General features: G+C 37.5%; 23 protein-coding genes, 1 pseudogene and 1 riboswitch. Of the genes and pseudogenes, 13 read left to right on the forward strand and 11 right to left on the reverse strand.

The window, feature by feature from the left end; translation table 11 throughout:
* Positions 1-14: 14 nt before the first annotated feature.
* Both AC5YCE_RS03000 and AC5YCE_RS03005 read left to right on the forward strand, forming a co-directional pair.
* Positions 15-671, forward strand: a complete 657-nt coding sequence (locus tag AC5YCE_RS03000; protein WP_496125208.1) for a potassium channel family protein — start codon at positions 15-17, stop codon at positions 669-671.
* On the forward strand, positions 671-2,020 hold the full coding sequence (locus AC5YCE_RS03005) for a TrkH family potassium uptake protein (protein WP_496171024.1): 1,350 nt from the start codon (positions 671-673) through the stop codon (positions 2,018-2,020). Before AC5YCE_RS03000 ends, AC5YCE_RS03005 begins: the two co-directional genes overlap by 1 nt.
* An 82-nt stretch (positions 2,021-2,102) precedes the next feature.
* Here AC5YCE_RS03005 and AC5YCE_RS03010 read toward each other — a convergent pair whose 3' ends face one another.
* Positions 2,103-2,441 (reverse strand): hypothetical protein, encoded by a 339-nt coding sequence (locus tag AC5YCE_RS03010; RefSeq protein WP_496125207.1) that lies wholly within the window; start codon positions 2,439-2,441, stop codon positions 2,103-2,105.
* Between the two features lie 226 nt (positions 2,442-2,667).
* On the opposite strand from AC5YCE_RS03010, the gene AC5YCE_RS03015 reads away from it, so the two are divergent.
* From AC5YCE_RS03015 to AC5YCE_RS03035, 5 genes are all read left to right on the forward strand, one after another.
* Positions 2,668-3,567, forward strand: coding sequence for a LysR substrate-binding domain-containing protein (locus AC5YCE_RS03015; protein WP_496125206.1), 900 nt, complete (start codon positions 2,668-2,670; stop codon positions 3,565-3,567).
* Positions 3,568-3,656: 89 nt separating this feature from the next.
* Positions 3,657-4,742, forward strand: a complete 1,086-nt coding sequence (gene trmA / locus AC5YCE_RS03020) for a tRNA (uridine(54)-C5)-methyltransferase TrmA (protein ID WP_496125205.1) — start codon at positions 3,657-3,659, stop codon at positions 4,740-4,742.
* A 244-nt stretch (positions 4,743-4,986) separates the two neighbouring features.
* Complete coding sequence (locus AC5YCE_RS03025) at positions 4,987-5,220, forward strand: hypothetical protein (protein ID WP_496125204.1); 234 nt, start codon at positions 4,987-4,989, stop codon at positions 5,218-5,220.
* Positions 5,221-5,383: 163 nt separating this feature from the next.
* On the forward strand, positions 5,384-5,632 hold the full coding sequence (locus AC5YCE_RS03030; protein ID WP_496171008.1) for a hypothetical protein: 249 nt from the start codon (positions 5,384-5,386) through the stop codon (positions 5,630-5,632).
* A 215-nt stretch (positions 5,633-5,847) separates the two neighbouring features.
* A complete protein-coding gene (locus tag AC5YCE_RS03035) occupies positions 5,848-6,438 on the forward strand; it encodes a lecithin retinol acyltransferase family protein (protein WP_496125202.1) in 591 nt (196 codons plus the stop codon).
* Positions 6,439-6,743: 305 nt separating this feature from the next.
* Here the strand turns inward: AC5YCE_RS03035 and AC5YCE_RS03040 are convergent, their stop codons facing one another.
* On the reverse strand, positions 6,744-8,468 hold the full coding sequence (locus AC5YCE_RS03040) for a glutamine--tRNA ligase/YqeY domain fusion protein (protein ID WP_496171009.1): 1,725 nt from the start codon (positions 8,466-8,468) through the stop codon (positions 6,744-6,746).
* 166 nt (positions 8,469-8,634) lie between these two features.
* On the opposite strand from AC5YCE_RS03040, the gene AC5YCE_RS03045 reads away from it, so the two are divergent.
* The 5 genes from AC5YCE_RS03045 to nfsB all read left to right on the forward strand — a co-directional run bounded on the left by AC5YCE_RS03045 (position 8,635) and on the right by nfsB (position 12,432).
* Complete coding sequence (locus AC5YCE_RS03045; RefSeq protein ID WP_496171010.1) at positions 8,635-9,144, forward strand: peptidylprolyl isomerase; 510 nt, start codon at positions 8,635-8,637, stop codon at positions 9,142-9,144.
* A gap of 128 nt (positions 9,145-9,272) precedes the next feature.
* Complete coding sequence (locus tag AC5YCE_RS03050) at positions 9,273-9,998, forward strand: UDP-2,3-diacylglucosamine diphosphatase (protein ID WP_496171011.1); 726 nt, start codon at positions 9,273-9,275, stop codon at positions 9,996-9,998.
* A gap of 319 nt (positions 9,999-10,317) precedes the next feature.
* Complete coding sequence (locus AC5YCE_RS03055; protein WP_496171012.1) at positions 10,318-10,965, forward strand: hypothetical protein; 648 nt, start codon at positions 10,318-10,320, stop codon at positions 10,963-10,965.
* Between the two features lie 221 nt (positions 10,966-11,186).
* On the forward strand, positions 11,187-11,606 hold the full coding sequence (locus tag AC5YCE_RS03060; protein WP_496171013.1) for a hypothetical protein: 420 nt from the start codon (positions 11,187-11,189) through the stop codon (positions 11,604-11,606).
* Between the two features lie 172 nt (positions 11,607-11,778).
* The gene (gene nfsB / locus AC5YCE_RS03065; RefSeq protein WP_496171014.1) at positions 11,779-12,432 is read left to right on the forward strand and encodes an oxygen-insensitive NAD(P)H nitroreductase; all 654 of its coding nucleotides are present in this window, start codon (positions 11,779-11,781) and stop codon (positions 12,430-12,432) included.
* Between the two features lie 94 nt (positions 12,433-12,526).
* Here nfsB and AC5YCE_RS03070 read toward each other — a convergent pair whose 3' ends face one another.
* The 8 genes from AC5YCE_RS03070 to pyrG form a co-directional block, all read right to left on the reverse strand.
* Entirely contained in the window at positions 12,527-13,771 is a 1,245-nt protein-coding gene (locus AC5YCE_RS03070) for a D-amino acid dehydrogenase (RefSeq protein WP_496171015.1), read from the reverse strand.
* 150 nt (positions 13,772-13,921) lie between these two features.
* Positions 13,922-14,011, reverse strand: a riboswitch (glycine riboswitch).
* Between the two features lie 103 nt (positions 14,012-14,114).
* A complete protein-coding gene (gene rodA / locus AC5YCE_RS03075) occupies positions 14,115-15,251 on the reverse strand; it encodes a rod shape-determining protein RodA (RefSeq protein ID WP_496127257.1) in 1,137 nt (378 codons plus the stop codon).
* A 160-nt stretch (positions 15,252-15,411) separates the two neighbouring features.
* Positions 15,412-16,671, reverse strand: a complete 1,260-nt coding sequence (locus AC5YCE_RS03080; RefSeq protein ID WP_496171016.1) for a D-amino acid dehydrogenase — start codon at positions 16,669-16,671, stop codon at positions 15,412-15,414.
* 228 nt (positions 16,672-16,899) lie between these two features.
* Complete coding sequence (gene ispD, locus AC5YCE_RS03085; RefSeq protein WP_496171017.1) at positions 16,900-17,637, reverse strand: 2-C-methyl-D-erythritol 4-phosphate cytidylyltransferase; 738 nt, start codon at positions 17,635-17,637, stop codon at positions 16,900-16,902.
* Positions 17,603-17,992: a septum formation initiator family protein gene (locus AC5YCE_RS03090; RefSeq protein WP_496125934.1), complete on the reverse strand. Its 390-nt coding sequence runs from the start codon at positions 17,990-17,992 to the stop codon at positions 17,603-17,605. The genes ispD and AC5YCE_RS03090 overlap by 35 nt, the downstream gene beginning before the upstream one ends.
* Before the next feature lie 12 nt (positions 17,993-18,004).
* Complete coding sequence (gene eno / locus AC5YCE_RS03095; protein WP_496125933.1) at positions 18,005-19,294, reverse strand: phosphopyruvate hydratase; 1,290 nt, start codon at positions 19,292-19,294, stop codon at positions 18,005-18,007.
* 44 nt (positions 19,295-19,338) lie between these two features.
* Positions 19,339-20,196 carry a 3-deoxy-8-phosphooctulonate synthase gene (gene kdsA, locus AC5YCE_RS03100; protein WP_496125932.1) on the reverse strand — a complete coding sequence of 286 codons (858 nt, stop codon included), beginning with the start codon at positions 20,194-20,196 and terminating at the stop codon, positions 19,339-19,341.
* Positions 20,197-20,244: 48 nt separating this feature from the next.
* Positions 20,245-21,885 (reverse strand): CTP synthase, encoded by a 1,641-nt coding sequence (pyrG, locus tag AC5YCE_RS03105; RefSeq protein WP_496171018.1) that lies wholly within the window; start codon positions 21,883-21,885, stop codon positions 20,245-20,247.
* Positions 21,886-22,113: 228 nt separating this feature from the next.
* On the opposite strand from pyrG, the gene AC5YCE_RS03110 reads away from it, so the two are divergent.
* On the forward strand, positions 22,114-22,545 hold the full coding sequence (locus tag AC5YCE_RS03110; protein WP_496171019.1) for an internalin: 432 nt from the start codon (positions 22,114-22,116) through the stop codon (positions 22,543-22,545).
* A gap of 273 nt (positions 22,546-22,818) precedes the next feature.
* Here AC5YCE_RS03110 and AC5YCE_RS03115 read toward each other — a convergent pair.
* Positions 22,819-23,274, reverse strand: a pseudogene (locus tag AC5YCE_RS03115) (transposase family protein); the annotation flags it as partial.
* Positions 23,275-23,395: the final 121 nt, after the last annotated feature.

A 23,395-nucleotide genomic window follows, 5' to 3' on the forward strand; every position in this document is an offset into this window, starting at 1 on the left:
GGAATATTTTAGTTATGGCCCTGTTTGCAGTTATTGGTTTAGGTAGCTTCGGAGCAACTGTAGCCCTAGAGCTAACTCAATTAAAACATGATGTGATCGGCATCGATACTGAGAAAAAATTCGTTGAAAATATCTCGGAACAAATCAGCCACGCAGTGATTGCGGATGCGACGGATGAGCATGTTTTGCAAGAACTGAATGTTCAAAATTGTGATGCTGTTGTAGTGGCTATCGGTGATGATATTGAAGCCAGCATTTTATGTGTCCTACATTTAAAAAATTTAGGCGTAGAAAAAATTCTAGCCAAAGCTAAGTCTAAGTCACATCACATGATTCTGTCGCATCTTGGGATTGAACAAATTATCCACCCAGAAGAAGATATGGGCATTCGTATTGCACAGTCCTTAAGCTATCCTATGGTGCGGCGATATATGGCACTCAACGATGACCATTTTATTGTTAAAATTGAAGTTGAAGAACATTTAAAAGGCATAGAATTTAAAGAAATTGTCGATCAAACCGATGGTGTTAACCCCTTATTACTACAACGCGGTACGCATATTATTTATGATGTTGCCCCCGGTCTGTTACTACAAGCGGATGATATTTTAATTATCGAAGGCCCTGTCGATCGATTGCGTAAACTTTCATCGAGATTTAAACAAAAATGATGAAGTTCTATGCGAGATTGGTCAATAAACAAAGCAATAGTATCAATCTCAGCCCGCCAAGCTTATTGGCACTGGGCTTTCTGAGCTTCATTATTATCGGATCTCTTTTACTTAAATTGCCATTTTCACATCATGGCGACATCAGTTGGTTAGATGCAATCTTCACAGCCACATCTGCCGTCACCATTACGGGATTGTCTGTGGTCAATATCGGTGAAGCCTATACCACACTCGGACAGTTTATTATCATGCTGTTAATTCAGTGTGGTGGCTTAGGATTTATGACCTTTGCGATTCTCGCCGCACTAAGCCTGTCTACAAAAATCGGTTTAAAACAACAAGTGATGGCACAAGAAACCATCGGGCAAACCAGCCTAGCCAATGCCACATTTACCATGAAAGGCGTACTGCTCTATTCCTTATTTTTCGAAGGTATAGGAACAATCATTTTAACCATTGCGTGGATGCCGACTTACGAGTTTAAGCAAGCGCTGTTCTATGCTGCTTTTTATAGTGTTTCAGCTTTTAATAATGGTGGATTCTCACTCTTTCCCAATAGTTTAATGAGCTTTTCAGGGCAATATATGGTGACGCTCACCATTAGTCTACTTTATATTATTGGTGGGATCGGTTTCTTGGTTCTCATGGATATTAAGCGCTCTCAATCTTGGAAAAAGCTTTCCACAAACAGCAAACTTATTCTATCAACAATCGCAGGCATTAACGTATTTGCTTTTATCGTGTTATGGAGTATTGAAGCCAGTAATCCGCTAACACTTGCACCCATGTCCCTTGGTGATCAAGCTTTAAATGCATGGTTTCATGCCACTGTGCCACGATCTTCAGGATTTAATAGTATTGAAATGAACAATATGAGTGATCCTGCAACCTTAGTCACGATGTTACTCATGTTTATTGGGGGGGGATCACTGAGTACTGCAGGTGGTATTAAAGTCGGTACTTTTATTATTATGGTTTTAAGTGTAATAACCTTCTTAAGACGTTCTGATGAATTACGCGTCTTCAAGCATTCCATCCCTGCCACAACCACCTATAAAGCTTTCGCAGTCGTCTCGATTACTTCAATGCTCATCTTTATAGGTTTCTTTAGTTTATTGATCTTAGAACCGAACAAAAGCTTTTTGGATCTCATGTTTGAGGCAGTGTCAGCCGCCTGTACGGTAGGGTTGTCGCGTGGGATCACAGCAGACTTACAGCCGATGAGCTTGATGATTATCATGATACTCATGTTTACAGGACGATTAGGACCTTTGACCCTTGCCTATTTGATTGCAACACCAAAGAAAAGTCGTTTAAGCCATCCCAAGACTGAGATTCAGATTGGTTAATTGAGTATTAATTTCACTTTTGAAATTACAATACAAAAAAGCTTGATCCATAGAAATAACGATCAAGCTTTTTTAATAAGTTTTAATAATGATAATCGCATTGACTAAAACCGGTATAACGATAATAACCGTCAACACCTAAATCAGCTTTATAAATCAAAAATGAAGAATACGTTGATTGTTTGATTTCATCAATAACCTTGATCATTTCATCATTGGCATGAATTTCATCGACGGTTTTTTGCATGGTCGACTCAAACTCATCTGAGATATATTCAAAACCTAAATCCATCGCAATAAATAAAGTATGTTCGCATGGCTGAATATATTGCTCTAGATCCCAATCCAACACAGCACGCTGACAGTGTGGGCAAAGTAAATTTTCATGAGGTGTTTGAACTTCGACAAGTTGAAAGGACATATTCAGGACTTTAAAATGATCAATAAAATGCTTGATATTTTAGCGACTCCCCTTGTCATAGAGTAGTAATAAATAGATTTTAATTTGAATGATCTAATATTTAATACAAGAACTGATAGAGCTGTAAACAAATCTAGAAATATGAATTTAAAAACAAACTTTATATTGACCTCATGCGACAATATTTCATTTAATAGCCAAATCGTTGCAACAATGGAATGGGGAAATGCTGTCGGACTTAGATGATTTTTATTGCTATGCGCTTGTTGTAGAACACGGTGGCTTTAGTGCAGCTGAACGTGCTACAGATATTCCCAAGTCAAAACTCAGCCGTCGTGTCTATAATCTAGAAGAAAGCCTAGGCGTTCGATTGATTCAACGTAGCTCAAGACACTTTGCCGTTACCGATATTGGCATGAATATTTATAGACATGCTAAAGTCATGATGAATGCTGCGCAGTCTGCACATGATCTAGTCGATCACTTGAGTGAACAACCGCGTGGTTTAATCAAAGTTAGCCTACCTGTTACCATTGCACAAAGTGAAATGGCGAAAGTATTGCCCGATTTTTTAAAGCTTTATCCTGAGATTAAAGTTCAATTGATCGTGAGTAATCGACGTGTCGACATTATCAATGAAGGGATTGATGTTGCGCTTCGTGTACGTTCGAGTTTGGATGATGATCCGAGCCTAATCGTTCGTAAGTTTGAAAATATTGAACAGCATTTATTCGCGAGCCAAGCCTATTTAAATGAATTTGGTATGCTAAATACACCTGAAGATCTGACTCAACATCGCATCCTGAGTATGGTCGATGAACTCACTGATCAACAGATGGTTCTAAATGGCGAGAATAATCAAACGATTAAAGTGAAAATTAATCCTGTTCTGATGGGTTCAGACCTGATGATGCTGGCAGATTTAGCATCTCAAAATTGTGGTATCTCATTATTACCAGACAATATCGTAGAAGATTATGTGGCCTCAGGGAAATTAGTCAAAGTTCTCCCAGAGTGGAAAGCGCCGCATGGTATTTTCCATGCAGTTTACCCATCAAGACGTGGCTTGCTCCCAGCAGTGCGTGTGTTCATTGAATATTTAGTTGAACATCTCACCAAAAGATAATTCTAAACTCAATTCAAGCTAAGTTTATGCAGAAAAAATGGCTAATCTTTGATACCATCGCCTCTGCTCTGTGCTAGTTTTTTTATTTTATGAATTCATCTTACCAACAACAGCTTGATGCCAAAATTGATCGCATTCGTTCACAATTTGCCGAATATAATCCGCCTGAATTAGAGGTATTTGCGTCTCCTGAAATGAACTTCCGTATGCGTGCAGAATTTCGTATTTGGCATACTGAAGACGATATGTTCTATGCAATGTTTGAACGTAGCCAAGATGGACAACACAAAACCGTTGTTCGTATAGATGAGTTCCCAATCGCAGATAAAAGCATTAATGATTTAATGCCTATTTTGCTTGAAGAGCTGAAATCTCAAGAGATTCTGTCCAAGCGATTATTTGAAGTGCATTTTCTCAGCACTTTAAAAGGCGAAATGCTGGTTTCAATGATCTATCGCTCAACACTGAAAGAAGATTGGGAGATTGCGGTTAAAACCTTAGCTGAAAAACTCAATATTAAAGTGATTGGTCGCAGTCGCGGTCAAAAAGTGATTTTAAGTGACGAGTTCGTTGTTGAAGAACTCAAAGTTTTTGATCGTACATTTAAATACAAACAAATCGAAAGTAGTTTTACTCAGCCCAATGCTGTGGTCTGTCAAAAGATGCTCGAATGGGCATGTTCAAGCATAGAAAAATCGGACAAAGACCTTTTAGAACTTTACTGTGGAAATGGTAACTTTACCCTTCCTCTGTCTTTGAAGTTCAATCGCGTACTTGCAACTGAACTGGCAAAATCTTCTGTGTATGCTGCACAATGGAATATTGAACAAAACAATATCGACAATATTCAAGTCGCACGTCTATCTGCTGAAGAGTTTACCCAAGCTTATAATGCTGAACGCGAATTTAGACGCTTACAAGAAGCAGACATTAATATCCAATCTTATGACTTTGAAACGGTGTTTGTAGATCCACCTCGTGCAGGAATCGATGAGGATACTTTAAAGTTATTACAAGGTTTTGAGAAAATCATTTATATCTCATGTAATCCAGATACTCTACATGACAATCTCAAAACACTTAGTCAAACTCACCGCATTGAAAAGTTTGCGATGTTTGACCAATTCCCTTATACCCATCATGTGGAATCAGGTGTTTTATTAGTTAAAATTTAAACAATTTATTTCCTAACTTAAAAAGCTATAATTTTGTAGCTTTTTTATACGATAAAATTTACTAATGAAAAATCAATAAGCTACAAAATATCAAGTCATTAAATTGTCATAATTTCGTTTATCTTCATATTTGTTATCGAAATAATAACTGTTGAAATGAGACGCACAGCACATTTTGGTACTTGTTTTATATTTTAGATTGGCTATATTTCACTCTATGTTAGGTTGTATGTGAAGGCTCTATATGAGTTTTTGGCAAAAGTTGTTTTTAAACACACCACAGCAAAATGAACATAAAAATCAGATTGCTTGTGTTGAAAATGATTGTTCTTGTAAAACGAATGATCAACTCATTGCAGCTTTGCAAAAAGCGACCGATGAAGATGTGATTTTCGGGATCAAGAAAGTTTTAATGTCTAGAGGATATAATCGTAAAGATTTATTGACATTGATCCAACCCAAACCACCTATTCAGTAATTGCAAAGTCGTCACTGAATTAAAAAAGCACTTATTCATAAGTGCTTTTTTATTGCTATTCTTTTTATAAATGATTGAGAAAATTGTCACCATTCATTAATTACTTTAGAAATTAAATATTTAAATACATATGTGGAAATAACTATAACGTTAAGGAATAACTATGAAAGAACATTTATTAGTTTTAATTTTAAGTTCAGGACTTATTTTAAGTGCATGTAGTCAAATGCCATCTGAATGTGAGAGCTCTTGGGAAAAGATCGAAAAAATGGCAATTGACAGTGGAATACCTAAAGATGCAATGAAAGCTCAAAAAGATGAATTTATTGCCCAGATTAAAGGCATGTCAAAAGAACAAGCGATTGAAACCTGTAAAATGCAAAATTCCTTTTTAGACCTAGCTGATCAATAACCCTGATCTGATTATTTAAAAGCGATCTCGGACAAATTTATATTTTAATTTTTAGATTGACAAATATACCTTTTTGTCTTTAGCAGTCTTAAGAAATTAATAAGCCTTCATCCAATCTGAAATCACTTCTCTTGAATCATCCTGCTTATATATTTGTTATAATCAACACTCACTTTTCAATAAAACTATGCAATCCCTCTTTATTGGAATCAAATATGCAATCCAAACACGTCACTAAGTTTAGAGTCGGCAATCACTTAATTGTCAATCATTTTGGCTATAGCCATCATGGTATCTATGCAGGTAAAGGACGAGTGATCCACTACTCAGGATTTGCACATTTATTTAAAAAACATCCCATTGAAATCACTTCAATTCAACAATTCGCTCGCAACCGCAAAATCACAGTCAGACATTATGATTCACCCAAATATAAAGGCCGCCTTGTGGTTAGACGTATGCGTTCCCGAATGCATGAAAATAACTATCATCTGATTATTAATAATTGTGAGCACTTGTGTAGCTGGGCAATTACAGGCGTAGAATCTAGTCCCCAAGTGATTAAGATGATGAACCGTTTAACCACTATTGGTTATATCAGTTCTTTGGTCAGCTATTTAAATAGCTTATTCCTCACACTAGCAACAACTTGTTTTGCACTGGTGTTTTATATTAAGAAAAAATTGAATGATCAAAAGAAACTGAATAAACCTGTTTATGTTGCACTCAAACAAAGACAATTAAAAAATTTGCAAAAAAAAGCCCCGCTTAAGCAGGGTTTCGAGGAAAACATAGTTTCAAAATAAACCTTTCGGTTCAAATTCAATATGCGTCCTGATGACGCTATTGTCAACTCAAATTACTGTTTTTAAACAATTTAAATGATCTACAATATCATTTAAATATGTCTAACAAGCAATATAAAATCCTTTAATCCCTAAGACTTAGTTATTATTGATGTGTCATAATTAAAAAAATAAAATGAATATTCACATGAATCAAGAAAATTTATTTACATATATTTACCTTATAAGCATCGGAGTGTATAAAAATCAGATTTTAAAAAACCCCATCCTAAGATGAGGTTCTGGACAATGTAACTGTTTAAAACTTACTTCGCTGGTTTAAAACTATCTTTCAAATCTAGAATACGGTTAAACACCGGTTTCTCTGCTTTATGATCATGCTGATCTGCAACAAAGTACCCTTCACGTTCAAACTGGAAACGATCTTCAGGTTGAGCTTGAGCTAATGCAGGCTCAATCACCGCCTGAACAACTTTTAAAGATTCAGGGTTCAAGTGTTGTAAGAAATCATCGTCAGCATCCGGCGCAGCGACATTAAATAAACGATCGTATATACGCACTTCTGCTTCGACACCTTTAGTCGCTGAAACCCAATGAATTACGCCTTTGACCTTACGACCTTCAGGATTTTTACCTAAAGTTTCAGGATCGATTGAACATTTAAGCTCTATTACTTCACCGTTTGCATCTTTAATCACCTCATCGCACTTAATCACATAAGCATGACGTAAACGCACTTCACCTTCTGGAATTAAGCGTTTAAAGCCTTTCGGTGCAATTTCTTCAAAATCTTTACGATCAATATAGATTTCTTGGGTCAATGGAATAATACGTTCGCCCATGTCCACGTTTGGATGACGTGAATGGGTTAAATCCATATCTTCAGGCAGATTGGTCAAAGTTACTTTAAGTGGATTTAACACCGCCATACCACGAGCTGCTGTATTTTCCAAAGACTGACGAATACAGAACTCAAGCATTGCCACATCAACAATACTACCATCCACTTTTGTTACACCGACGCGTTTACAAAAATCACGTAAACCTTCTGGCGTAAAGCCACGACGGCGCATACCGACAACTGTTGGCATACGTGGGTCGTCCCAACCATTCACATAGCCACCTTCAACCAATTTACGTAATTTACGCTTAGAGGTAATGGTATAATCAATATTTAAACGGCTTGATTCGTACTGACGTGGTACTGATGGAGATTTAACTTTCTCAACCACCCAATCATAAAATGGACGATGGTCAACGAATTCTAAAGTACAGAGTGAATGCGTCACACCTTCAATCGCATCCGACAATGGATGTGCGTAGTCGTACATTGGATAGATTTTCCAAGTATCGCCTGTCTGATGATGTTCAGAATGCAAAATACGATACATGATTGGATCACGCATATGGACGTTTGGAGACGTCATATCAATTTTGGCGCGAAGTACTGCTTGCCCTTCACCCAACTCACCATTACGCATTTGCTCGAAGCGGGCTAAGTTTTCTTCTACTGTTGCATCACGCTGTGGTGAATTTTTACCGGGTTCTACAAAGTTACCGCGGTTCAATTTGATTTCTTCAGGAGATTGTAAATCAACATATGCATCCCCTTGTTTAATCAGTTGCACAGCCCATGTGTACAACTGATCGAAATAGCTTGATGCATAGCGTGTTTCACCATTCCAGTTAAAGCCTAACCATTTCACATCATTGGCAATACCATCGACATATTCTTGCTCTTCTGCATCTGGATTGGTGTCATCAAAACGCAGGTTGCATAAGCCTTGGTATTCATCTGCGATACCAAAGTTTAAGCAAATTGCTTTGACATGACCAATATGTAAGTAGCCATTAGGTTCAGGTGGAAACCGCGTCACAACTTGTTGTGTACGACCTGTAGCTAGATCATCTGTAATAACTTGACGTACAAAGTCTAAGCCCGGCTGTTGTTCTTGCTGCGCAGCATCGACAGATTGATTTTGTGTTGTCGGGTTATTTGGCAGGGATGAAACAACATCATTTGGCTTCATAGTTGATAAATCACTTCTATAAGATAAAATAGGATAATTAAAACGCTAATTTTTGTTTATTAACAAAGAAAGTAACGTTTTTGCTTGCCTTGTAGTTTACAGTTTGCTTATGCTTCTCTCAACCACAAACCCATGGCTTTTTTGTCCATGATCAGGAGATTATAGAATGAGTTTTCCTCAAGTCGAATTAAACACCAATAAAGGACGTATTGTTCTTGAACTTAACTCTGAAAAAGCACCTAAAACTGTTGCTAACTTTTTAGAATACGTTCGTGATGGTTTTTATGATGGCGTTATCTTCCACCGTGTTATTGACGGTTTCATGATCCAAGGCGGTGGCATGGATGAAAACTTCAAAGAAAAAGCAACGCGTGATTCTATCGAAAACGAAGCCGACAACGGTTTAACCAATGATTTGGGTACAATCGCTATGGCGCGTACTCAAGCTCCTCACTCTGCTTCTGCTCAATTCTTTATTAACGTTGGTAACAACGGTTTCCTTAACCATTCTGGTAAAACAGCGCAAGGTTGGGGCTATGCAGTATTTGGTAAAGTGACTGAAGGTATGGAAGTTGTCAACGAAATTAAAGGTGTTCGTACTGGTAACCGTGGCTATCACGCTGACGTTCCTTTAGAAAACGTTGTCATTGAATCTGCTAAAATCATTTCTGAATAATTGTAAATCCTCCCTGAGTAGCACTGCTACGCAAGTCCTTTAATAAAGGAGGGAATAACCTCTTTTAAAATTAGGTTCTCCTCCCTTTCGTAAAGGGAGGTTGGGAGGGATTTCAAAAAGGAAAAAAAGTGACCTATCTGTTTATTTCAGATTTACATTTGTCACCTGATCACCCTCGACTTGTTCGGGGGTTTTTAGATTTATTAGAACAATATAAAAACAGCAACACTCAGCTTTATATCCTTGGTGATTGGTTCAATGCATGGATTGGAGATGACGACAATTCAGATTGGCTAGATGAAATCGTTAATTCACTTCAGTTATTTACTCAGTCTGGCAATCATATATTTGTCCAAGTGGGCAATCGTGATTTTGTATTGGGACAAAAATTTTTGAATCGCTTTGGTGGTCAATCGATTCCAGATGTCGATTATTTAACAATCGCCAATTTAAAAGTTCGAATTGAACATGGTGATATGCTCTGTACCGACGACATCGCTTATCAAAGATTTCGCAAAGTGATTCGGAACCCGTTTATATTGGGTTTACTCAAACGCACCCCTCTCTCTTTCCGCAAGTCATTAGCCAATGGTTTTCGACAAAAAAGTCAGCAAGCGAATCAAATGAAAAGTTATGACATCATGGATGTAAACCAACATGCAGTTGAAAATGCGCTTCATGATGCGGATATTTTGATCCATGGTCACACGCATCGTCCTGAGATTCATGATGTAAATGGTAAGAAGAGAATCGTTTTAGGGGATTGGCGAGAATTTGAAGCGAAAATCCTTGTTATTGATAATATTAGTCAACCTTTGAATTTAAGTACATGGTCTTATTCTGAAAATTTATAATCATTTATTTAATCAGTAGTTTTTTATCTCGTATATAAAGTACAATAAAAACATTAATGATAATTCTATAATTTTCAAATAAATGCAAAAAAACAACCAACTTTTTTAGAGGAATATTATACGTGAAAAAATTTATCCAATTTTGAGAGATCTTAAGAATTCATTTTGAGATACCCTAAGAACTTAATTACTAGAGTGAATCATTCAACCTCTTAATTTTTGTTTTGAAATATGAAAATACAACTTATTATATAAACTTAAATTAATTAAACCAGTGAATAAATCTCCAAAACATTCTATTTGCTTGACCGGAAAACCAATGAAAAATATTATATTACTCATAAGCCTGATGTGCACTTCCATTTTGAGTTTTGCTGAACAGACCAAAGACTCAGTACTAGCCGATGTTGTAGGAACTAAAAAGGTTAGCTTTGATTTTGAAGAATTAGAAATTTCCAGATTTTTAGAATTAACCGATCACGTCTCCTCGTATAATTATTATCTTGATGAGGATATTGATCATAACAGACCGCTTAGATTGAAATTTAAAGACGTTCCATTAGACGAAATGATACACACCGTATTAAAACAAGAAAAATTAAACTATGAAGTTCTTGCAGACAAAACAATTCACATCTATAAAAATAGAAAGAAATCAATAACACCTTATATAACAACCAATTACCACGCACTCAACTTTAAACAATGTCTTGAAAAATCAAATTTAATTTTCGAAACATTGAATGCGACTACTTTAAATACAAATGAGGATTACGATAAAGATCATCACGATGATCATCTGCATCGTTATTCAAAAACAGCTATTTTAAACAATCAACGTATGACAGTTGATTGTATTCCCTTACATGCAAATCAAAGTATTTTAAGTTTGAATATCAGTGGGCATGATTTAGCTGAAACTATTAAAACCAAACAAAAAATTATTCAACAATTTATAGAAAACTAAACAGATAAGTAGTATGTTTTTTGATCTCATACTACTTTTTATAAATCTTAGATTCTTACCTAAAGTGCAACAGAGATTAAATTATTAGAAGGTAGTAAAATAAGCTAACCTAACAATCAAGCTTTAAAACGAATATTTGCTTATTTTTCAACCTCCCGATTATAATATCAATAGTGATCTTTGATATGATCCACTATATTTTTTAATTTTATGAAATAAACATGTCTGCATTTAACAACATTACTATCGAAAACCACGATGACAATAAAGTTTCATTATTAATTGATGGAAAACCGATTTCAGAAAAATTTGGCGTACAGTTTGAGAGTTCAATTGTTGATGAGCTTAAAGCACTAGAAGATGGCAAGGCACTACAACTCTTTGATCAATTTATTTTTTCTCATACTGATCATAATTTTGAGCATAAATATCGTTACGTGACCAGCATCATTAAAACCGAATCTAATTTTAAAATTCAAACTAATTTTGTTTATCGTTTAACGTCTGAAGGCAAACCACCGATGGAAAATGCGATTACCAATCAAGGTAAACTTTTAACTCCAGAAGAAATTCAAGAATTTATTAGCAAAAATGTACAAACCGCGATGAAGCAATACACAGATTTAAAATACGCGTACTAATCCATCAGGTCGTAAGAATGAGGCCATCTTTTGGCTTCATTCTTTCTCAATCTACCCATAAAATTAATTACAACATCTGACTACAGAAATTGAATATCGATATTGAATCTTATTGATTGCAAGCCATTTATATTGCAGTAAAATCAATCTCATTCTTCTTGAGATTATCACCATGGATTTGTTGCATATTTCTAAATCACGTTACACCACAAAAGCATACGATCCTTCAAAAAAAATTCCTCAAGAACAATTTGATCGCCTCATTCAGATTCTTCGCCTTACTCCATCTTCAATCAATATTCAGCCTTGGCATTTTTTTATTATCGAAAATGATGATGCCAAGAAGCGAATCGCGAAATCACTCGTCGGCAAATATGCTTATAATGCGCCTAAAATTTTAGATTCGTCACATAGTATTTTGTTCTGCACCAAAGCTGATATTACGGAACAACATTTGGACAATTTAATTCAGCAAGATGAGCTAAGTGGGCGCTTTAAAGATGAAACTGCTAAACAAGCTCAACAAGATGCCAGAACAGGTTATGTGGATTTTTATCGCAATGAAAAAGGTGATATTCAACGCTGGGCTGAAAACCAAACCTTTATTGCCTTAGGTCAAACCTTATTGGCTGCTGGTATCGAAGGTATTGATGCCACACCCATTGGTGGCTTCGATGAAGACATCATTTCTAAAGAATTAGGCTTGGCTGAAAAAGGCTTAATTCCATCTGTATTACTAGCCTTAGGCTATCGAAGCGAAAATGACTTCAACGCTAAATTGCCGAAATCACGACTGAAGGAAGAAGAGATTTTTACAGTTCTCTAATTCAAACGCATCATCGCACTAAATAAAGCATAAAAGGCATCGTCCTGATGCCTTCTTTATTGATCTATTCACTGCTTTACATTGCAATGATCATCTATACCGGATAAGCAATCGCAATTTCTTGACTAATCATTGCGGCTGTCGCGGCTGATAAAGTCCAACCCAAATGACCATGCCCGGTGTTGTAAAATACTCGCTCTCGCTTGCCTCGACGCACGACTGGCATCATATTCGGCATCATCGGTCTAAGTCCTGCCCATGGCACACAATGTTCTGTCGATATATTAAAGTTCTTATTGGTCCAATCAATTAATGGTTGAATACGGTCTGAGCGAATATCACGGTTATAGCCATTGAACTCTGCCGTTCCTGCGATACGCAAACGGTCAACGCCTAATCTAGACGTTACAATTTTGGCGCTTTCATCTAGCAGACTGACCCAAGGGGCATTTTCGATACTCCTTTGATCCTCCAACTGTACTGTAATTGAATATCCTTTTACGGGATAAACATTGACCCGATCACCCAGCTGATTCGCCAGTTGATAACTGCCTATCCCAGCGCAAACCAATACAGCATCGACTTCTAAATGTTCAACCACAGCGGAGTTTTGCAACATATTTTCAGTACTTTGATGATACTTAATGAAAACCTTGTTTGGTGTATGCTCAACATTTACGACTTCCATACCAAACAAGTAATTGACCCCATTTTTTTGGGTGACATCTGCCAAACCCGTTGTAAATTTATGAATATCACCTGTAGCATCTCCCGGACAATAGAATCCGCCATAATAATTTCCAGTAAGACTTGGCTCAATTTTTCGAATTTCATCTAAGCTCACGGCATGACGCTCTAAGCCACCATGACATAACAGATCATTGACACGGGTTGCAAAGATATAATCTTGTTCTGAGTGATAGAAATGTAAGATTCCTCTTTTCTCCAAATCAAAATCGATATGTTCTTGTTCAGCAATATCAAATAAGCGTTTACGCGCCAAGAGTGCCAAACGCACTGTTTCATGGGTATTCGTTTCATAATGTTTAATATTGCCCAGGAACTCCATCAACCATGCATATTTATGCACACTAAAAGATGGATTTAACAGTAATGGTGCATTTTTTTGCGCCATCCACTTAATGCCTTTTAAAACAGTCGATTTCTGATTCCAAACTTCTGCGTTGCAGGCGGACAGTTGCCCACCATTCGCGAAGGAGGTTTCCATCGCTGGGAATAGATGACGATCAATGACAGTGACTTGGTAACCCAGTTGAGACAGCTCATAGGCAGATGTAACACCTGTAATCCCTGAACCGATAATAACCACATGCGGCATAAATACACTCCTTGGAATGAATTCCAATATATGCCCCATCTGTCACTGTACCTGAGAGCTTCGAATCAGATTCAATCCATTTGAATCTATCCATCCCCTTCGGTGAGCCTTATATTTTTGATTAAAAAAAGGCTTCTCTCCAGATGTTTTACGATGATTACAGTCCTTTTGCCTGAGAGATTCCGGGGTCGTTGCTCCTTCGGCGCGTTCAGAGAAGAACATCTCTCCTGCAATAATCTTTCATTGTTATAAGGCAATTAATATGCCATTTAATAAACATTGACCAGCATTCAATTGTAAAAAAACCTGAGATTTTGCTCAGGTTAACTTTAAATTCTGCACATTAACGATGCGTATGCACCGACATCACGATCCCCATTCCCGCGAGTGTTGCAATGACAGCAGTACCACCATAACTCATCAAAGGTAAAGGATCGCCTGTTACAGGCAATACACCACTTACCATCCCAGCATTTAATAACACAAAAAAGAAGAAGGTTAATGCTGTTGCACCCACATATAGTCGCCCAAAACTATGAAAAGAATTCAAGGAAATGAATAAACAACGCATAATGATCGCTGCAAATAGAACAAATAAAGTCAATACACCCAGAAAACCAAACTCTTCAGCAAGCGTCGACATAATAAAATCGGTATGATGTTCAGGAAGATAACCCAAATGGGACTGAGTACCATCGGTAAATCCTTTACCCACCAAGCCACCAGAGCCAATGGCAATTTTAGACTGAATAATATTCCATCCTGCGCCTAAAGAATCTGCTTCAGGATCGAAGAGTGTCACAATTCTTTTCTTTTGATATTCCTGTAATACAAACATCCAAGCGATTGGTGCTAAAGCAGCAAGTGCACCAAATCCCCCCAAAATAATACGCCAAGATATTCCACTTAAGAAAATAACAAAAATGCCGGGAATAATCAGTCCAATATTAAGGTCAGGTTGTAATACAACCAACACAAATGGAATCATCATCAAGCACAGTGCAATGATCACATGAATTAATTTCGGAGGAATTGCTTTTCGTGAAAAATACCATGCCATCATTAAAGGCATGGCAAATTTCATAATTTCACTGGGTTGCATACTGCCGAGGCCTGGCACAGAAATCCAACGTTTAGCACCCAAACGCACCTCACCAATCACCAAAACCAAGGCTAATAAGACAATAGATAAGGCATAAAGATATGGACTAATAACCTGATAAACTTTTGGCGGGATTTGTGCAAATATAATCAACACAATGAATCCAATCACAAAACTAGAAGCTTGGCGAACCAACATACTGCTATCTTCTGAAGTCGCACTGTAGACAATAATTAATCCAAATATAGCATTCAACACCAACAGCATTAACAACCATGGATCAAGATGCACACGATGCCAAAAAGATGACTTTGAATTAAAACTTCGTCCATCACGCAAAGCGTGACGTAAAAATTTATACTGTTGGGATGGTTCCATTCAAGCAAATATTTATTTTCAATCGTTGAGCGCCATTATATTGAAAATGTGACTCAAATAATAATAAGTGTCGTGAATAACACAGTTATTTTCTAAATTAGAAATTCATTTGAAAATGATTAGCCTCATACCCTCTATTTCCAGCTGATTTGGAAGAGTATTAAGATTGATATCTAAAAATATTCAAATCATCATATTCAATTGCTGGTTTTTGCTGAGAAATAATATCCGATAACAATTGTGCCGAACCACATGACATTGTCCAGCCCAAAGTTCCATGCCCTGTGTTGGTATATAAATTGTTAAATGTTGTTTTACCTACGATTGGCGTTCCATCTGGTGTTGCAGGTCTTAAACCCGTCCAAAAATGTGCATCAGAAATATCACTTGCATTTGGAAACAACTGCTGTAATACCATTAAAAGCGTATCTTCACGTGTGCTATTTAAACTACGGTCAAAGCCATTAATTTCAGCCATCCCTCCAACCCGAATACGATCATCAAAACGCGTCAGTGCAATTTTATAAGATTCATCTAAAATCGTGGAAATCGGTGATTTAGATTCGTCTAATATTTTTGTTGTAATGGAATATCCCTTCAGTGGATAAACAGGTGCCTCTGTACCGATCAGCTTCAACATTTCGTGGCTATAACTGCCCAGTGCCATCACATACACATCGCCTTTAATCTTTGTTCCGTCTTTGAGAATAATCGCTTGGATTTGATCATTGCTTTTTAAAATTGATTTGATATGCGTATTAAATAAAAACTGTACACCCTGCTTTTTCGCGATTTCAGACAATTCTGTCGTAAATTTTTGACAATCGCCCGTTTGATCATTCGGTAAACGCAGACCACCTACGAAATCCACAGTTGCATGTGCAAGCGCAGGTTCAACTCGAATGACCCCCTCTTTATCTAAGAGTTCAAATGGAACGTTCTCTTCCTTAAGTACTTCTGTATCTTTACCCGCAATATCAAGTTGTTCTTGCTTTCTAAATAATTGCAGGGTCCCTAACTGCCTTTCATCAAAATGAATTTGAGTGTCTTGACGCAGTTGATCTAGACAATCACGACTGTACTCAGACAAGCGAACCATGCGTTCTTTATTGATTTGGTAGCGATTAATATTACACTCTGCCAACATGCGTATCATCCACTGGTATTGATACATATCTCCAGTGAGCTTAATCGCTAAGGGAGAATGATGCTGAAACATCCATTTAAAGGCTTTAAGTGGTACTCCCGGTGCAGCCCAAGGCGAAGCATAACCTGGGGAAATTTGTCCTGCATTGGCAAAGCTGGTTTCTAGAGCTACATTCGGTTGACGATCAATCACCGTCACTTCATGACCCGCTCTAGACAAATAATACGCGGTGGTGGTTCCGATCACACCTGCACCCATGACAACTACATGCATACAGCACCTCATTAGATTATTATCGTTTTAACAGAATTTTCTTCTTCAGAATATTTGAAGTTAAATCTACACAACAAATTAAGATTCAACTTTGTTAAGATTTTTCTTATCTTTCTACCAAACTATGCTGAATAGTCATCATATTCAAGTCTATTTCAAATTAAAAATTGCCATAAAAAAAGGCATTTCATGATCTTTATGAAATACCTTTACTTGATTGTTTATAAATTAACTATTTTGAGATGCAATAATCAGTCGGGCTAACTCTAAATCTTCAGGATATGTAATCTTAATATTATCTGAGCGCCCCATCACCACTTTGACTTTTTCACCAATATATTCTAAAGCACTTGCTTCATCTGTAATCGTGATTTGGTCTTTTAAAGCGGTTTCAATGGCTGACTTCAACAAGCCAATCGTTGAAATTTGCGGTGTTTGTGCTTGCCATAACTCTTCACGACTTACCGTTTTATCAACGGTATTTTCGTGAGTTGAAGGTTGAATCTGAGGTACTCGCTTTAATGTATCTCGTACTGGAGTGGCTAAAATGGCGCTACAATTTTCATTCATTGCTGTTTGAACCAGATTAAAAAGATTTTCACGACTCACACACGGACGTGCTGCATCATGTACAAAGACTAAATCCTTTGGATCTGCCAAATCACTTAAAAAATTGAGTGCATTTAAAACAGAATTTACTCGTTCTTGACCACCCAAACAAAACAATGCTTTGTCGGAATTTTTGAAATTTAAAGTTTGTGCAAAATCATCATTTTCAGCAATCGCTAACACATATGCTGTCAGTGGCAAATCATTCAAGCGTTGAACCGTATGCTCGATGACTGTCTTATCTTGAATGGTTTGATACTGTTTTAATTGTGTCTTTGAAAAACGACTCCCTGAACCTGCGGCAGGAATAATAGCCCATAACTTACGGTTGTTCAGGTTCAGCTGGAGCTCGCTCATTGGTTCTTAAGTCTACTTGTGCAGTTGGATCAATATAAATCGGTTTGTAATTTGTACTTACCGTACTCATTTGTACAAACGTTTCGTGTGGCTTAATCAGACCTAGGTCTAAACGTGCATGTTCTTCAATCGCTTCTACGCCATTTTTTAAATCATACACTTCTGCCGCGAGAATGCGGTTTCTTTCTTTTAGTTCTTCATTAGTTTCAATTTGTTGTTGAATATTTTGAACTAAAGCCTGATGAGGGAAATAACCTCCCTCACCAAACCAAAAGCGATATTGGAAGACTGCGATAATCAGTATCGCAGCCACCAAAATCACTTTACTGGAAGTTGTTTTAAAGACTTCTAACATGGACAGCTAAACTTAATTCAAACCTTTGAATTCAGCTTTACCGCGATATGCAGCATTAGTCAATTCTTCAATACGAAGTAATTGGTTATATTTCGCTACACGGTCAGAACGACACAATGAACCTGTCTTGATTTGACCCGCTGCTGTACCCACTGCAAGATCTGCAATTGTAGAATCTTCAGTTTCGCCTGAACGGTGTGAAATCACAGTAGAGTAACCATTTGCTTTAGCAAGATAGATCGCATCTAAAGTTTCAGTCAACGTACCAATTTGGTTGTATTTAATGAGGATCGAGTTACCTACTTTCTCATTAATACCACGTTGTAAAATCTTAGGATTTGTAACGAATAAGTCATCACCTACCAATTGGATTTTGTCGCCAAGAATAGAAGTCAGGTAAGACCAACCTTCCCAATCAGACTCGTCCAAACCATCTTCAATTGAGATAATTGGGTATTGATTTACAAGACCTGCAAGGTAGTCAGAGAATTGGTTGCTTGTGAATGCTTTGTTGCCTTCACCAGCAAGAATGTATTGACCATTTTTATAGAATTCTGAAGATGCACAGTCAAGCGCAAGCATGATGTCAGAACCTGCTTTGTAGCCAGTTTGACCAATTGCTTCAAGAATTACAGTAATCGCTTCTTCGTTAGAACGAAGGTTTGGTGCAAAACCACCTTCATCACCAACAGCAGTGTTTAAACCTTTTTTGTTTAAAACTGATTTTAAAGAATGGAAAATTTCTGCGCCAGCACGAAGCGCTTCAGAGAATGAAGTGAAGCCAACAGGCTCAATCATAAACTCTTGAATATCAACGTTGTTGTCTGCATGTGAACCACCATTGATGATGTTCATCATGGGTACAGGCATTGTCAAGATTGACTGACCACGTAAGTCTGCGATGTATTGGTAAAGCGGAATGTTCTTTTCAGTTGCAGCAGCACGCGCAGCAGCTAAAGACACTGCCAAAGTTGCATTTGCACCTAATTTTTCTTTGTTTTCAGTACCGTCTAAAGCGATCATCGTGTTATCGATGTCTTTTTGTTCGAAAACTGATTTACCCAACAATGCATCACGGATCAATGTATTTACATTGTTCACCGCAGTTTTAACGCCTTTACCTAAGTAACGAGCTTTATCGCCATCACGAAGTTCTAAAGCTTCACGAGAACCAGTTGAAGCACCAGATGGTGCACATGCACGGCCAACTACGCCAGATTCTAAGATTACGTCTGCTTCGATGGTTGGGTTACCACGAGAGTCCAAAATTTCACGTGCACGAATGTCAACGATTTGGCTCATGAACAATTCCTCAGTTGATTAATAACGAAATGCTAAAATTAGCATTAATGAGTATCTAATTTTTTGAAACCTTTCACCAAGGTATCTAATTCTTTCAGTTGCGCTAAGAATGGTTCTAGTTGCGACATACGCAGCGCACAAGGACCATCACATTTCGCTTTATCTGGATCAGGATGTCCCTCAAGGAACAAACCTGCAAGACCTGTTGCCATACCCGCACGTGCTAGTGTCGAAATCTGCGCACGACGACCACCCGCTGAGTCAGCACGACCACCTGGTGTTTGAAGCGAATGCGTCACATCAAAAAATACAGGAACATTCATCTCTTTCATGGTGTCGAAACCTAGCATGTCTACAACCAAGTTGTTGTAACCAAATGCCGAGCCACGCTCACACAGAATCAGTTTGTCATTTCCTGCTTCTAAGCACTTATTCATAATATGACGCATTTCATGCGGTGCAAGGAATTGGGCTTTTTTAATGTTGATAATGGCATCTGTTTTTGCCATTGCTTCAACCAGATCAGTCTGACGACTGAGGAAGGCAGGTAGCTGAATAATATCAGCCACCTCAGCCACAGGTGCTGCTTGATACGGTTCGTGTACATCAGTAATGATCGGAACATTAAATTGTTTTTTAATGTCGGCTAACCATTCAAGACCCTTTTCAAGACCAGGACCTCGAAAAGAAGTTAAGCTTGAGCGATTGGCTTTATCAAAACTTGCTTTAAATACATAAGGAATATCTAAACGTGTACAGATATCAATATATGTTTCAGCAATTTCAAAAGCCAAATCTTTTGACTCAAGTACGTTCATTCCGCCGAATAATACAAATGGCAAGTGATTTGCCATTTGTATATCGCCTAAACGTACAATTTCTTGTGGTTTTAGTTGCGACATTTAAACTTCCTAGTGTGTTCCTAAACGATCAAAACGTCGATACAGTTATTATTTAGTTTTAGCGTATTGCTGTTTTGCAGCATCGATAAAACTCGCAAATAATGGATGCCCATCGCGTGGTGAACTTGTAAATTCCGGATGGAATTGTACAGCAATAAACCAAGGATGTTCAGGGATTTCAACAGTTTCTACTAGACGTTGTACTGGTGAATAACCTGAAATTTTCATACCTTTCTCTTCAAGAGTTGGAATAAAACGGTTATTCATTTCGTAACGATGACGGTGGCGTTCGATAATTTCAGCATTGCCATATACATCGCGAGTCTTCGTACCTTCAACCAATTCTGATTTTTGAGCGCCAAGACGCATCGTACCACCAAGATCTGACTGAGCTGTACGCTGTTGGACTTCACCGCGTTCATCTAACCATTCAGTGATTAAACCAATCAATGGCGATTTTGTTGAACGGTTGAATTCAGTAGACGTTGCGTCAAGAATACCCGCAACATTGCGTGCATATTCAATGACTGCCAACTGCATACCTAAACAAATACCAAGGAATGGCACTTTGTTTTCACGTGCAAATTGAATTGCCTTCATTTTGCCTTCAGTACCACGTTCACCGAAACCACCTGGAACTAAGATTGCATCAGCATCTTTCAATACTTCATTTACATCTTGGCTTTCAAGTTCTTCTGCATTGACGTAATCAATCTGAACTTTAACGCGATTTTTAACACCTGCGTGTAAAAGCGCTTCGTTGACAGATTTGTATGCATCTGGAAGTTCGACGTATTTACCGACCATTGCAACACGTACTGTGTATTGAGGATTCAATAAAGACTCAACAACATTATCCCAATCCGTCAAATCTGCTTCAGGTAAATCGTTATAGCCAAACCGTTCACAGATCAGATCATCAACATCCTGTTCATAAAACGTACGTGGAATTTCATAAATCGTACGTGCATCTTTACAGACAACAACCGCACGTGCTTCTACGTTGGTAAATAACGCGATTTTACGTTTAGTGTCTGCATCTACATCGTATTCAGTACGGCAGATTAAGATGTCTGGCTGAATACCAATCGACAATAACTCTTTAACAGAGTGTTGTGTCGGCTTGGTTTTAAGCTCAGCAGCTGATTTAATATATGGGAGTAAAGTAAGATGCATCAGCATGGTACGTTTATGACCAAGCTCAACCATCAATTGACGTACAGATTCCATGAATGGGAGAGATTCAATGTCACCTACTGTTCCACCGATTTCAACGATGGCAACGTCATAACCTTCACCAGCGCGAAGTACGCGCTCTTTAATATTATCCGTAATATGTGGAATAACTTGAACTGTACCGCCAAGATAGTCACCACGACGTTCTTTGTTTAAAACATCTTGGTAAACACGGCCTGAAGTAAAGTTATTTAACTTAGTCATTTTTGCACGACGTAAGAAACGTTCGTAATAACCCAAGTCTAAATCAGTTTCAGCACCATCCTCAGTGACAAAAACCTCTCCATGTTGGAATGGGCTCATTGTCCCTGGATCGACATTAATGTATGGATCCATTTTGACCATGGTAACTTTTAAACCACGGGCTTCTAAAAGTGCAGCAACTGAAGCAGCTGAAATACCTTTACCTAGTGATGAAACTACACCACCAGTCACGAAAATAAAATGGGTCATTGGGTTTCTCGTACAATCAAGCCTAATTCGGCCTACAATGTTGCGCAATTTTACTTTACCTTGTACCAATAAAGCAAAGTCAATCCGCATCAATTCAAAGAACAATAAACAATTGGTTATTCTATCATCATTTCCAATAAAGATTTAGACAAACTTAGGGTGATTTCATCATGTGAATTTGCTGTTATACTAGCAACATCAATTTATCAAGTTTTGTTTTGAGTGATTATGAATAAGAAACTTTTAATTGCTGGTGCAATTGCGACTGCATTGGTTTTAACAGCATGTGTAAAAAAAGAAGAACCGAAACAAGAGCAGGAACAACCGGTTGAAACGACTGAGCAACAACCAACTCAATTAGATCCAGTTGAGCCGACAGAAGCTGAGATTCCTCCTGCACCACCTGTGGCAGTGGAGCATCAAGTTTCAAATAATACAACTGCGACCATTACTCGTGAATATCGTGATACACCAGCTACTGAAGAAGCCGCTCCAAAGCCAGAGCCAAAAACAGAACCGAAACCAACGGTACAGTCTGAGCCTAAGCCAGCAGTGGAAAAGCCAACACCATCTCCGAAATCAAGTTCTTCTACAAGCCAATCTGAAGATGATGCTGTAGCGGCTGCCATTGCTGCTGCAACTCCTGCTTTAGAAAACTAGTCATCGAATTGATTGAAATAAAAAACTGAGCTGTATAGCTCGGTTTTTTATTTCAATTATGATAAGTAATACTGAATTATGATAAGTACTACTGGTAGAGGAATTTTAAAAGTTGCTTACTTACAACAATCATCCAAATGAAATGGTCTTTTAAATTCCATATATAAATTTTTGATAAGGCTTAAAATAATTTTATTTTCAGCCTTCAATTATATTTACCTCACATCTTAACCACTTACTGGTATAACGATAGTAGACCTCTTGCGAAAGTCGTTATTGCAAGTTTATCCGGTTTACAAGTGCAGCAATTAAGTTGATGCGTAAACCGAATCGCTTACGTCTGTTTCGGTAGCGTTCACTCAATATTCTAAATGTTTTTAATTGACGATTGATGTGTTCAATCACAATTCGTATTTCTCCAATCATTTTATTGTACTTTTTCTCAATATCAGATAAGGCAGAATTCTTCTTTTTCTTAATAGGAGTCAATAGCTTAAATCCACATTCCTCTAGTCCATGATATCCTAAATCAGTAATCACATATTCACAATGCTTGAATTTTGCAATCGTTTTCCTTGCCAATTTAATGTCATGTTGACTACCACTCGATAGATCTAGACCTATGATTTGTTGGCTCTTTGGATGATAGATCACTTGCGCTTTGAGCGTATGTTTCTTCTTTTTACCACTGTAAAACTTACTCTGATTTTTTTGGGGACGTTCTATAGCCAAATATGAAACATAAGCTACATCATCTTAAATACGATATCCAGAGCTTCCTGAATGGTTTTATTGTTCTGAGCAATGATGTGCCTGACTTTACTTTTTAAGACAGACCATGCTTTTTCAA

Source organism: Acinetobacter sp. CY79 (genome assembly GCF_059515845.1).

Coding starts and splice junctions, on each gene's coding strand:
- eno (WP_496125933.1), bottom strand. CDS start 19,294: ATGAGCCAAATCGTTGACATTCGTGCACGTGAAATTTTGGACTCTCGT.
- AC5YCE_RS03005 (WP_496171024.1), top strand. CDS start 671: ATGAAGTTCTATGCGAGATTGGTCAATAAACAAAGCAATAGTATCAAT.
- AC5YCE_RS03000 (WP_496125208.1), top strand. CDS start 15: ATGGCCCTGTTTGCAGTTATTGGTTTAGGTAGCTTCGGAGCAACTGTA.
- AC5YCE_RS03045 (WP_496171010.1), top strand. CDS start 8,635: ATGAGTTTTCCTCAAGTCGAATTAAACACCAATAAAGGACGTATTGTT.
- trmA (WP_496125205.1), top strand. CDS start 3,657: ATGAATTCATCTTACCAACAACAGCTTGATGCCAAAATTGATCGCATT.
- AC5YCE_RS03010 (WP_496125207.1), bottom strand. CDS start 2,441: ATGTCCTTTCAACTTGTCGAAGTTCAAACACCTCATGAAAATTTACTT.
- AC5YCE_RS03060 (WP_496171013.1), top strand. CDS start 11,187: ATGTCTGCATTTAACAACATTACTATCGAAAACCACGATGACAATAAA.
- AC5YCE_RS03080 (WP_496171016.1), bottom strand. CDS start 16,671: ATGCATGTAGTTGTCATGGGTGCAGGTGTGATCGGAACCACCACCGCG.
- AC5YCE_RS03040 (WP_496171009.1), bottom strand. CDS start 8,468: ATGAAGCCAAATGATGTTGTTTCATCCCTGCCAAATAACCCGACAACA.
- pyrG (WP_496171018.1), bottom strand. CDS start 21,885: ATGACCCATTTTATTTTCGTGACTGGTGGTGTAGTTTCATCACTAGGT.
- AC5YCE_RS03030 (WP_496171008.1), top strand. CDS start 5,384: ATGAAAGAACATTTATTAGTTTTAATTTTAAGTTCAGGACTTATTTTA.
- AC5YCE_RS03025 (WP_496125204.1), top strand. CDS start 4,987: ATGAGTTTTTGGCAAAAGTTGTTTTTAAACACACCACAGCAAAATGAA.
- AC5YCE_RS03055 (WP_496171012.1), top strand. CDS start 10,318: ATGAAAAATATTATATTACTCATAAGCCTGATGTGCACTTCCATTTTG.
- AC5YCE_RS03015 (WP_496125206.1), top strand. CDS start 2,668: ATGCTGTCGGACTTAGATGATTTTTATTGCTATGCGCTTGTTGTAGAA.
- kdsA (WP_496125932.1), bottom strand. CDS start 20,196: ATGTCGCAACTAAAACCACAAGAAATTGTACGTTTAGGCGATATACAA.
- AC5YCE_RS03090 (WP_496125934.1), bottom strand. CDS start 17,992: ATGTTAGAAGTCTTTAAAACAACTTCCAGTAAAGTGATTTTGGTGGCT.
- rodA (WP_496127257.1), bottom strand. CDS start 15,251: ATGGAACCATCCCAACAGTATAAATTTTTACGTCACGCTTTGCGTGAT.
- nfsB (WP_496171014.1), top strand. CDS start 11,779: ATGGATTTGTTGCATATTTCTAAATCACGTTACACCACAAAAGCATAC.
- AC5YCE_RS03035 (WP_496125202.1), top strand. CDS start 5,848: ATGCAATCCAAACACGTCACTAAGTTTAGAGTCGGCAATCACTTAATT.
- AC5YCE_RS03110 (WP_496171019.1), top strand. CDS start 22,114: ATGAATAAGAAACTTTTAATTGCTGGTGCAATTGCGACTGCATTGGTT.
- ispD (WP_496171017.1), bottom strand. CDS start 17,637: ATGAGCGAGCTCCAGCTGAACCTGAACAACCGTAAGTTATGGGCTATT.
- AC5YCE_RS03070 (WP_496171015.1), bottom strand. CDS start 13,771: ATGCCGCATGTGGTTATTATCGGTTCAGGGATTACAGGTGTTACATCT.